General features: G+C 41.2%; 8 protein-coding genes. 3 read left to right on the forward strand and 5 right to left on the reverse strand.

Annotated features, from left to right (window positions below):
* From MRT15_RS06325 to MRT15_RS06345, 5 genes are all read right to left on the reverse strand, one after another.
* On the reverse strand, positions 1-3,727 hold a 3,727-nt coding region (locus MRT15_RS06325), incomplete at its 3' end, for a hypothetical protein (RefSeq protein WP_304328976.1).
* 344 nt (positions 3,728-4,071) lie between these two features.
* Positions 4,072-5,055, reverse strand: coding sequence for an ABC transporter permease (locus tag MRT15_RS06330; RefSeq protein WP_304328978.1), 984 nt, complete (start codon positions 5,053-5,055; stop codon positions 4,072-4,074).
* 6 nt (positions 5,056-5,061) lie between these two features.
* Positions 5,062-6,003, reverse strand: coding sequence for an ABC transporter ATP-binding protein (locus MRT15_RS06335; RefSeq protein WP_304328980.1), 942 nt, complete (start codon positions 6,001-6,003; stop codon positions 5,062-5,064).
* Between the two features lie 4 nt (positions 6,004-6,007).
* A complete protein-coding gene (locus MRT15_RS06340) occupies positions 6,008-7,930 on the reverse strand; it encodes an NEW3 domain-containing protein (protein WP_304328981.1) in 1,923 nt (640 codons plus the stop codon).
* Positions 7,931-8,286: 356 nt separating this feature from the next.
* Complete coding sequence (locus MRT15_RS06345; protein WP_304328983.1) at positions 8,287-9,246, reverse strand: L-threonine 3-dehydrogenase; 960 nt, start codon at positions 9,244-9,246, stop codon at positions 8,287-8,289.
* A gap of 217 nt (positions 9,247-9,463) precedes the next feature.
* On the opposite strand from MRT15_RS06345, the gene cofE reads away from it, so the two are divergent.
* The 3 genes from cofE to MRT15_RS06360 all read left to right on the forward strand — a co-directional run.
* Complete coding sequence (cofE, locus tag MRT15_RS06350) at positions 9,464-10,303, forward strand: coenzyme F420-0:L-glutamate ligase (RefSeq protein WP_304328985.1); 840 nt, start codon at positions 9,464-9,466, stop codon at positions 10,301-10,303.
* A 10-nt stretch (positions 10,304-10,313) separates the two neighbouring features.
* A complete protein-coding gene (locus MRT15_RS06355; RefSeq protein ID WP_304328987.1) occupies positions 10,314-12,182 on the forward strand; it encodes a DNA topoisomerase in 1,869 nt (622 codons plus the stop codon).
* A gap of 13 nt (positions 12,183-12,195) precedes the next feature.
* Positions 12,196-12,400: FAD-dependent oxidoreductase (locus tag MRT15_RS06360; RefSeq protein WP_304328989.1), on the forward strand; the 205-nt coding region annotated here is incomplete at its 3' end.

The raw sequence follows: 12,400 nt of genomic DNA on the forward strand, positions 1-12,400 counted from the left end.
TAATATCCTTCCTCGGCCAGAATGCAGTTATCTTGTAGCTACCCCTTGGAACAAGATCCGTGCTGAACGTTCCATCACTACCAGTAACTCCACTAACACTGTACTCTCCACCAGCAAACGTGTACTTCAAGCCAGCAAGGTTCCTACCAACATCATCAGTCAACCTAAATGAAACATCAAATACATCTGTGAAGGCAGCGTAGAATACTGTTGGCTTAACAATCTTGTATACCACTTCCTTATCATAGCTGTTGTAGACGTCAACACCAAGCCACCTAACCGTTATTGTGTAGTTGCCAGTGGTCAATGCGAATGGCATGTACACCTTACCAGTTGAATCAACATATCCAAAGGCTGCAACAGTACCAGCAGGAACTGTGGTGCCACTCACAGTATCCTTAACTGGAGTGTACCTGATGGCATAGACTAAACCATACTTTGGAGTTCCAGCAAACACCTTATACAGTGGCTTACCATTAGCACTCAAAGCCTGCAAACCAATGTAATTACTAAACTTCAGTAAGACAACAATATCATCCTTACTGGCAACTTGATTTGCATACACTATTATATCGTCAGCCAATGTAACTTTCAAATCTGCTGGAAGCTCTCCAGCCAATGGTATGCGGTAAGCTCTGAACAAGTACTGAGTGGCATTACCCCAGAATATAGTCTTGAAGGTCGCCTTACCAGTACCATCAGTCAATGATGAAGCTACTAAGTAGTACTTGTCAGCATATTTCCAATACGCATCTACAGTGTAGCTTGCCAATCCAGTATCAGTCCAATCAGTAACCTTAGCAGTCATATCATAAGCTGCAACCTTCAAATCAAACACGTAATTGCTGTAGCTCCAGACAGGTGAGTATGCAGTGGCTACACCAGTGAAGTTCAATATGTCAAACTTGTAGTCTAAGCCAAGCTTGGACTTAACAACATCCATCAATTTACCAGCAGCAACCATATTCTCCCAGTCACTAACAGTTCCATTTATGAACACATTGCGTGGGGTGGTTAGATACGTTAATGAACCAACAGCAATGCTCTTAACATCCTTTGGAACACCAACAGTTTCACCTGGAATTGTAAGTACAACAATGCTTATTGGTGTACCAACAATCTTCCCAGCAGTATTCGTCACCCAAACAGGTATGTAGACTAAGTTCTCAGCGGAATACTTCAATGTAACCATGTAGAATTTGTATGAGTACGTTTCAGCCGTTGTTGTACTGAATATATTGTTAGCCACCCTTGTAGTCAATGTATCAATTTTGTTTATAGTGTTGGCAGTTGCATTTAGCCATGTCATGTTAGCTGCTTGCCACATTACAGTCACATTCAACTTATCCATCAATGTTGTATGCTTCCAGTTGTATAGACTGAAGCTTACTGGGTAGACTCTCAAGTTGAGGTTAAGCTCTGAGTATGCCTTAGTTGGATCATTAACTACTGGTATTGTTGTTGTTGCATTGTATACTCTTACACCAGCCCAGTAGACATCAAGTCTGTAGCCTCCACCACCAACATACATGTGACTCTTGGTGGTGTAGTAGAAGAGGCTGTTATCCGATGTGGCATTTGCGTAGGACCATGTGGTGGAGTTAATGAATGTTACAGCTATACTGTATGGTAATGGGCTTGGCAGTAAGTTGCCCTTAACATCACAGAAGTTAACCTTAACATCATAGATGAATACGTGGAATGTTCCAATGTAATTCTCTGGAGCAAGAGTTATTGGAGTCTCATATGGGCCTACATCAATGCTCTTGGTAATTCCAAAGAGATCTGTTCTAGTCTTGTTAGTCCATGCATCCACAGTCACAGAGACACCAACTGGTACCTGTGTGAAGTTAGCCCAACCCTTAGTGCTGGTTCCCTTCCAAGCCTCCTTATATGTGACTCCACTGGTGCCAGCAACTGTGGAGTTTCCAGTCCAGCTCAAGGTTACATTCAATCCTGGAATAGCGAAGGTGTCTGAACCCCACTTCACAAACTTGAGACTTGCATTAACATATGGGAACTTGAATGTCTCTGCACTGTAAATGTTGTCGCTAATACTGAAGACGTCACTCTTATCGTAGGGCTTGAATTGAACACCCTTATAAACCACTGAAACACGCCAATCTCCGCCTGGAACCTGAATTAGTGTTAATGCACCAGAAGGAGATGCTGTAACTAGAGATACTGCACCGGATGGATGCTGAAGGACAACGGTTGGACTTTTAAGAGGAGTACCATTAAGATCCACAACGTTAAGCATGGCATCAAAGACATAACATACAACATCATATATAAGGGTTGCAGCTAGATCATCTTTAACTAATTTACCATCAACATAAACGTCAACTTTTCCTGTTCCAGCACTCACAATCTTTATCTTTGCACTCCTCACGTTAACCCATGATGCAGGTTGTTCTGGAGTTATACTCCAATAAACGTCAATTTTGGTTTCACCGAATGGTAGATATCCAGATCCATGAGGCACAGCTCCAGTTGCCATGGAAATTCTACTAGCATCATCACTGTATGGTGGAAGCTGAACTACACCTGCAAGATTGCTCTTAGTATCATGCGTTAGGAGATTTGGCCATGTAACATAAACCTTAGCATTAGCCAAAATGCTTGGCGAAGGCCTTTTATCATATAAAGTTAGGACTGTGGGTACAAGTTGGCAACGTAATTCTAGTGGTGTTATGCGATAATCTGATGGTTTTGGTATATCTGTGGTGTTCACAGTTATTTCATGCGTCAACCAGTAGACAACTACAGTTGATGAAACGTTAGGTAACTGTGGAATTTCTAGGCTTCCATCAGATCTAGCAATTGCAGTTGCTAATAGTTTTGATGGATCTGCCTTATCATGAACCATTACCTTAGCAATACCATATCCAGATGTAACATTGAGTGGCTTGCCAAACCAATCCTGTAATTGAACTTTGAAGCCTCCCACATCCATAGTTGCTGTCAAGTTGCCAACAAACTTTGTTACTCGTGGCCCTATGACGCCCGTGTTAAAGACTATTGTGAAGTTAGCATAAGTGGGATTAGGCAATATCCTGTAGCCTGTAACATTAGTTCCATCTACTGCAATTCCAGTAAACTTTAGATACTCTAAATCCCAGTAAACTCTTAGAGTCCACTCTTTGCCGCTGGTCCAGCTCAGGTTGTATGGCACTTGGATTATTATGCTTTTTGCAGGCATCCCTGAAGCGGAGTAAACTTTGTTAGTCCAGTTGTAGTACACGGTTGTAGTGTAGTAGTCTAATGGTGTACCATTAACATCAGTTGCTGTGACATTTACCGCTAACACGCTTGTAACTATACCATGATTTATTGATGTGCAGTTGTATCCGTTTGGGGGTGCTACCTTCAAGTTAGCGCCAGTTATACCCTTTTCCTCAAATACGTAGAAGTAGTCGGTTCCAGCTGGATCCCACCAAACAGTCATGTTATACGTGGTATCAGCACGGGGTTCTGGAATGGTTACATTTAGCCAACCTTTACTATTAGTTCTACCTTCGAATAGCACATAGTGTTTACTCGCATCTCCTGTTGTATTGAAGACCTTTACGTATGCATTGGCTAGTGGTTTTAAATAGGAGTCTGTGATTCTTAGTTGTAGTTTCACAGTCTTGGTTGCTTGGGCTGCTACTTGGCTTGTTGGTATTGCTACGATTAGTATTGCTAGTAGTGCTATTATTGCTATTAGGGTTTTCTTGTGGTTCATATTCCGTCTCTCCTCTTTTTATGGGTTGTTGTATATAACTGTATACTCTGAATTTTTAAGGGTTATTGTTTTGAGTGTTTTTTGGAGGATTGGAATGGAGTTAAATTTAGTTAATGTTTTTGTTTTTTTAGGTTTTATTTTGTTTATGTTAATTTTGGATTATGTAATCTGATAGCCTATTTCATGATGTTTTTGGTGGATGCTCTTCACATTTGAAGCTTGAAGTTTAGTGTGTCATTTAATGCTGTGCTATTAAAGTGATGTGAATGATTGTGTGTAAAGGCTACTTTTTGGTTACAATATGTTTAGAAAAATTAAAAAAAGTTGGGGTTTGTGGTTGTTGTTTATTCTCTGGCTTCTTGTTTTGTGAAGATTGCGCTGGATATTATGAAGGTGGCTATTGTTAGTAGTGCTAGTACGAGTATGTTTGGCCAGCTTGATGTTAGGCTTTCCATTATTGTGACTGGTCGTGTGGTTAGGGTTGCTCCGCCTCCTGGTCTAAATTCTGTAATCCCTATGGTTACGAAAGCTTGTAGAATGTATTGGGCTATTCTTGTGAAGTGGTAGTTTGGTGTGAACATGTTTATTGTTTCCATGATGGATGTGCGTGCACGGAGTGCTTCCATTATTTGTCGGGCTTCTGCTGTCATGTTTTCGCCTGGTCTGATTCTAGTGATGTTTTGGCCTGGCTGGATTCTGATGGTTACTGTGGAATAGGCCACGAGAGAGGCTACTATGGGGATTATGAATGTGAATGTTGCCCATATCATGACTCCAGCGATCACGCTGACTGTGGTTTTCTTTGATAGTGTGGATATTAGTATTGCTATGCCATAGTAGGCCATTGTGTATAGTATGGAGAATAGTATGAATAGTATGAGTCTGATGGCATCGTCGCTTGTTGGGGTTATTCCGAGTGCTATTATGCATCCGCTAACTTCTATGAGTGAAGTTGCGAATATAGCCAGTGAGATTGCTAGGAGGGTTCCGAGGAACTTTCCGTATATGAAGGTGTCTCTGTAGATGGGTTGGGCGAGGACCATTTTTAAGGTGCCCTTCTCCCTTTCCCCTGATATTGCGTCTACGCCTAGGGCTATGCCTAGTATGGGTGCGAAGTATGACATCATGGTGGTTAAGCCGGAGGCTACTAGGCGGAGGAAGCCCATTGGTAATCCTGGTCGAGTTGCCATCCCCTGAGTTGCTGAAATATATGTGTTTGCCACTGCGGCAGTCATTAATAGTATGAAGACTGCTAGTAGGATAATGAACCTCTTACCCTTTATAATGTCTGAGAATTCTTTTGATGCGACAACGAAGAGGTTAGCCATACATTATCACCCCCATTTATAGTATTTTAGGAAGAGATCTTCCAAGGATGGCGTTAATAGTTCTAGTGTAGCAACTTCCACTCCACACTCAGATGCCAGCCTACTAACTTCCATTCTAATATCGCTGACTGCGTTGATGATTATGTAATTCTCTTCCAACCTTACATTCTTAACTCCTTTAAGGTTTGCGAGGGCTTCAACGAGTTTCCCAATATTCCCTTTACCCCAAACTTTAATTTTGTAACCTTCTTCAGCCATCAATTTTTCAATAAGTTCTTTAACATTTCCTTGAATCACAATTCTCCCGCGATTGATTATTGCAATGTTGTCGCATATGGGGCCTACCTCAAAGAGTAGATGTGTGCTGATCATTATGGTTTTGCCTTCATCTCTAAGTTTGAGGATTAGGTCTTTGAAGTTTCTGGATGCTTCAGGATCTAAACCTGCTGTGGGTTCATCGAGTAGTAGGAGTTCAGGATCTTTTAAGAGTGCTTGAGCTACGCCTAACCTTTGCTTCATCCCCCTTGAGAATCCACCAACCTTCCTATCTTTAACATCCAGCAAGCCAACAATCTTCAATACTTCCTCTATACGTTTCTTTCTGGCTTCCATTGGGATATCATTTAATGCAGCTATATAGTTTAGGTTTTGTTCAGCTGTTAGATGATCGTAGAAGGCGGCGCCTTCAGGTAAAACTCCAACCCTCCTCCTAATCTTCAATGATTCCTTCACCACATCAAGTCCAAGTACTTTTGCAGAGCCACTAGTTGGTAGAGTTAATCCAATAAGCGTCATTATTAATGTCGTTTTCCCTGCGCCGTTGGGACCAAGCAGCCCGAATACGCAGTTTCGTTTAACTTTTAAGTTTAAATGGTCTAATGCCATAACCTCTTTACCTCCAGACTTATATATTTTCGTTAAATCATAGGTTTCAATAGCGTACTCCAAATTCTCACCTCCTTCCAAATATCCTGTAAACTAGGAATAGGGCTGCAACCAAAATTACTAGGATAATTGAAGCATATAAAATCCAATTTGTTGTTTGGAAAACTTCTACTCTTAATGTGAAGGGCAATGGTCCTGTTTGATCGGATGTAACTTGGAAATCAATGTAGTAATTGCCAGCATTCACGTTTGATGCTGTTTGAATTGTGATCGTGAAGCTAGCTTCACTATTAATGCCTAAAGATCGTATGGAAGTTGGCTGTATGGTTATAGTGAAGCCTTCTGGAGCTGACCCCCTCACAGCCACCTTCACATTTGATACCTCCATGTTCCCCGTATTCTTCACGTATAAGGTGTATGTTGCTTCACCACCCACATTTGTGGAGGTATAGAAGTTTTGGTTTGTTAATTTAATTTCGTAGAAACCTATGATATTAAGTGTTAAATTCACCTTTTCTCGGAGCTCAGCATTGAACACGTAGACTGTGAAGCTTCTTGCCTCCATTCGCCCTTGTGGGGTTGAAACCGATACATAGAATTCCTTTGACTGCCCAGCCTCCACATAAATTGCTGTAATTTGCTGCCCTGTAGAATCTTTGAAGACAACTTTGTAGTCTGATGGAAGCCCTTCAGCAGTTAAATTGAGTAACGCATCTTTACCACCAGTATTTGAAACTTTTATTTTAAATTTGGCTTCAGAACCCCCATACGTATCTAGATATAGAGGGGAAGCTTTCAACTCTATTTTAGCAGGGGTAACGGGTGGACTCTGCACAGTTACCCATAATGTCGAGTTTTCAAATAACCATGCAGATTTAGCTGTCAAAATGATGGGATACGTGCCGCTATCCGCACTTGTCGGCGTAGAGATCTCAACAATTAAGGTTACAGTTTCACTTGGATTTACATTAATTACCTGTATACTTTCTCCCCCAGAGGTTTTTATTTTTGCTTGCCAATTCACTGGCAGATCACTAACTGAAACATTGAACGTCTGCTTCACAGATGTTGGATTCGTTAAACCTACTTGAAACTTAACAGTTTCACCTGCTTGAATTACTTTCATGGGGAATTGACATGAAAATATAGGCTGAGTTCTCGGTACAACACTTATTTTTATACCGCATGATGCTCGGACAACTCCATCCACAGAAGATACGCTGAGGGTGAAGGAGTATTCCCCCAGCTCGGGGTATTGGGTTGGAGTTAACTCAAAGATTAGGGATGTACTGCTTTTAGCTGGTAAGTAGATGGTGTTAAGCCCACTCACTCCAGAAGTTGTTTTAAAAGTTCCTTGCCACCCTTGAGGGATAATTGCGTTTAGAGTGAGCTGCTCACCATATGCCCCTTCATTGCTTATGGTGATAGGACAAGATATTGACTTCCCCTGCTCCAACTGAATGCGTGGATATGCTGGAGTTATTGAGATTTTCCTCTCCACAGATTCTGGTGGTAGTATTCTAACTGTTAGTGGAAGTGATAATGTATCGCCAGTCAAACTTGAATATGCAATGAACGTTACGTTATAGTCGCCTGGAACCGTAGTTGAAGATGTAACAATATTTAATCTTATAGTTACAGTTTCACCTTCCTTAACGTTAATGGATTTTATTTCAACATTGCCATAATAGAATTTTGCCGTTGAACCCCCTGGTAGTCCAGTGACTGTGAGGGTGTAAGTATCTCCCGACCAGCCATCCATTTTAACTCCTGTCCCTGGATTCACGGTTAAGGAGATATCAATACCCACAGTGTCTCCAGCTTTAACCACTATAAAATTAGATCTAGTCCACACAGATCCAGCTGCAACCACCACTGGAATGACTGGTACTAGGATTAGCATTCCTAAAAGAGCTGCAAGCAATAGGGGAATTATTTTCGGCATCGAAGTTCTCAATTCCAATGGAATTACGCTAAATGGTTTCGGCATAGCTGAACCACACCTACAAAAGCTGTTCTCAGCACGAATATTTAAGGAACTTTTTGAAACGCATTTTTCAATATTATGCCAAAAGCGTATTAACAGTATTGTAGAGCTTAGCTATTCATGTTAAACTTTAAGCCCAGATCATGCTTTTTGGTCAAATACTATGCCTTTAACGGTTTCCACATTAATCCATAATCATTTAATTAGCTCACATAGTTGGTGAAGACCTCCTTATGATTTGTATGTGCTGTTGATGATCTCCAATTACTCCTAACAGCGTCAATATTTTTGACTTCAAATGGATCTAATGCTGTAAGTCGAGTTTGTTTCCATCGTAATGTGCTATAATCAAGTGTATTTTATAAGCGTCCTTCCATGAATCGTTTTGTGAGTTTTTCTATCATGTCCTTTGTCATTGAGGTTAGGTCGTATTTTGGTTGCCATCCCCAGTCTTTTCTTGCTTCGCTATCGTCTATTGTTTTTGGCCATGTGTCTGCAATGTTTTGTCTGAAGTCTGGTTTGTATTCGCATGTGAATTCTGGGATGTATTTTTTGATTTCTGCTGCTAGTTCTGCTGGTGAGAAGCTCATTGCTGCGAGGTTGTAGCTTGTTCTGCATTTGATTTTTGATGGTTCTGCTTCCATTATGGTTATTGCGGCGTTTATGCAGTCTGGCATGTACATCATTGGTAGGGTTGTGTCTGGTTTTAGGTAGCATGTGTAGTGTTTGTGTTTTATGGCTTCGTAGAACATTTCTACAGCGTAATCCGTTGTCCCTCCACCTGGAAGTGTTTTACTGCTTATTATTCCTGGGTATCTGACGCTTCTAACGTCGACGCCGTATTTTAGGTGGTAGTAGTTGCAGAGTAGTTCTCCAGTTACTTTTGTTATTCCATACATGGTTCTTGGGATTAGGATTGTGTTTTGTGGTGTGTTTATTCGTGGTGCTTCTGGTCCGAAGACTGCTATTGAGCTAGGCCAGAATACTTGTATGCCGCCATGCTCCCTTGCAACTTCAAGTACATTGTATAGGCCATTTACATTTACATTCCAAGCAAGTTGAGGATTCCTTTCACCTACCGCTGAGAGTATGGCTGCTAAATGATATATTACATTGATATCGTACTTCACAACTATCTTTTCAATGGCATTTTTATCTGTGACATCCAACAATTCGAAGGGGCCTGTGTTAAGTAGATCTTCACTTGGCTTTCTTATATCAGTGGCGATCACATTATCTCCACAATACCTCTTCCTCAACTCCAAGGTAAGCTCAGAACCTATTTGACCAGCAGCGCCGGTAACGAGAACCCTCTTCAAAAGAATCAACCCACTTGATATAAATTTAACCTTAATCTATATAATGTTTATTTATCACGAGTTTATGAACCCCCATTGCTGTTTAGCACTTGAATGGTCTCTGAGTTTGGCATATAAAGATGGATCCTCAAGGTAGGTGGTTGAGATTTCCATATAGATTGGAGGGGTGTTTCGAAATTGATTTAAACTGTAATGTTACTGGTTATTTTGATCAAATATGACTACTAAGATTGAGCTTATTGGTTTGAGTAGCATTCCGGAGGTTAAGGCTGGGGATGATGTTGCAAAGCTGATTTATGAAGCTGCTGTTAGGGAGGGGGTTGGGATTAGGGAGGGGGACATAATTGTCATCACACATAAAATTGTTAGTAAGGCTAATGGGTTGATTGTGGATTTGAGGAATGTTAAACCCAGTGAGAAGGCTTTGGAGATTGCGGAGATGACTGGTAAGGATCCCAGATTTGTTGAGGTTATACTTCGTGAGGCTAAGAGGATTCTAGATGTGAGGCCACCATTCATAATCACCGAGACACATTTTGGCCACATATGTTTGAATGCTGGTGTTGATAGGTCTAATGTGGCTGGTAGTGAGGAGATATGTGCACTTCTCCCAAGGGATCCTGATGAGGAGGCTAGGAAGATTAGGGGGAGATTGATGGAATTAACTGGATTGAGGAAGATTGCCGTCGTTATAAGCGACACTTATAGTAGGCCGCATAGGTATGCGCAGATAGATATGGCTATAGGGATAGCTGGCTTAAACCCCATAGTGGATTATAAGGGGAGGAGGGATGCATATGGATATCAATTGAGGTTTAAGATGCAAGCCATAGGGGATGAACTTGCAGCTGCAGCTGAACTCGCCATAGGTCAAACTGTGGAGAGAGTTCCAGTGGTTATAATTAGGGGGTATAATTGGACTCTAGATGAGGAGGGGTCTGCAAAATATATGAGCCTAATAAAGCTTGGATACAGCTGTATATTTGAGGGGGTTCCCGTAATCCCGGAGAAACCTGGATTAGCTGAAAAACTTAAAAGGATGGGGATGGAAGGCTAGAATTGATATCATGAGTTATAACGATGTGCGCAACTTAATAGTGGCTGAAAAGCCCTCCGTAGCTGAAGCATTTGCTAAAGCTCTAGCTGGAAATAGGTATAGGGTTAGTAGGGTTAGAGGGGTAAAGATATTTGAGTTCACGGTTGATGGGGAGAAGTGGGCATCCATAGGTTTAAAGGGGCATTTATTCAATTACGATTTCAACGATGAATACAATTCATGGGAGAATGTTGATCCTGAAATCCTCTTCGAAATTGAACCCATAAGGGTTGTGGAGGAAACTTCAAAACCATACCTAGACGCACTAAGAAGGATTGCGAGAAATGTGGAAAACGTTTATTTGGCTTTAGACGCCGATGTGGAAGGGGAAAGCATATGCTTTGAAGTTATGGATGTGGTTAGAGAGGTAAATCCATATGTGAAATTTAAGCGATTATGGTTTAACTCCACAGTGAAAGAGGAGCTTTTAAATGCATTAAGGAATCCCGTTGAACCCAATAGGCTATTGGCTGAGAAATGCTTCACTAGGATGAAGACAGACCTAATAGTTGGAGCAGCCTTCACAAGGCTACTAACCAACAGCATTAGGAAATTGAATTCTAAGATTCTACCATATGGGAGATTCTTAAGCTATGGACCATGCCAAAGCCCAACACTATACCTAGTGGTGGAGAGAGCTTGGGAGAGGGAGAAGTTCAAACCGGAAAAATTCTACACGATACAAGTGGTACTGGACATATATGGGGCATATTACAAAGCAGAATACGCCAAGGGGAGGATAAGTGATCAGAAATTGGCTAAGCAATTGTATGATAAGATATCAAAGTTCAGTTTAGCAAGAGTCACAGAGTATAAGGTGAATGTGAATAGGAAGAAGCCTCCAAAACCACTATCCACATTGGAGCTTGAAGCCAGAGCCAGCAGATTCCTAAACATAAGAGCCAAAAACACACTGGATATAGCTGAAGAACTCTATAGGGGTGGATACATAAGCTATCCAAGAACTGAAACTGAAATATACAGTGAAAACATCGACTTAAAGGGGAAGCTAAACATGCTCAGCGGAAACCCAGAATACGGAAGCTACGTAAAGAAGCTTATGGAAATGAAGACAATTAAACCCACAAGGGGGGAGAAGGATGATAAAGCCCATCCACCAATACACCCAACAAAATCCGCCACAAAGGAGGAGATAATGGCAAAATATGGGAAGAGGGGGTGGCAGATATACGACCTAATAGTTAGACACTTCCTAGCAACACTAAGTAGAGAAGCAGAAATACAAAGCATAAAGGTAACAATGGATATTGGTGGAGAAGAATTCATTTTGAGGGGGCAAGTGACATTAAACCCAGGATACTTGGAAATATACCCATACGAAGCTGTGGAAGAAGAATACATCCCAGAACTGAAAGTTGGGGAAACTGTTAGAGTGGATAAAGTGGAGTTACATGAGGGGGAAACGGAGCCACCACCATACCTCTCAGAAGAACAACTCTTAAAACTCATGGAGAAGTATGGCATAGGAACAGATGCCACAAAACAAGACCACATACACAACAACATTGAGAGGGGGTACATGTACATTGAAAACAAGAGATGCATACCAACAAAGCTGGGGAAAACATTGATAGAAGCATTAAATGAAACTGCACCGGAAATAGTGAAACCCGAAGTTAGAGGGTTTATGGAGGAAATGTTCATGAAAGTAGCTAATGGGGAGAAGAAGCCAGAAGAAGTATTAAATGAAGCAAGGAGATACTTTAAAAGCCAATACATAAAGGTTAGGGGGAAGAGTAAGGAGATAGCTTCAAAAATAGCTCCAACAATAATGGAAAGTATAAACATGAATCGGAAAAGGAAAAGTGGCTTTCAATAAATGTTAAATCTACATGAATAGCTATAAGGTTTATGGTGAAAGATTAATGGAAAAATATGATGCAATAATAGTTGGGGGAGGGATATTTGGCCTTGCATCAGCATACCACATAAAGAGGGAAAATCCAGAACACAAAGTGCTATTATTGGAGTGGAGGGGGGCTGCAGGTCAAGGGAACACTGCGAAAAGTGCTGGATGCTTCAGAGCCTTCTTCCACT

Source organism: Candidatus Culexarchaeum yellowstonense (assembly GCF_024707025.1).
Taxonomy (GTDB): Archaea; Thermoproteota; Methanomethylicia; order Culexarchaeales; family Culexarchaeaceae; genus Culexarchaeum.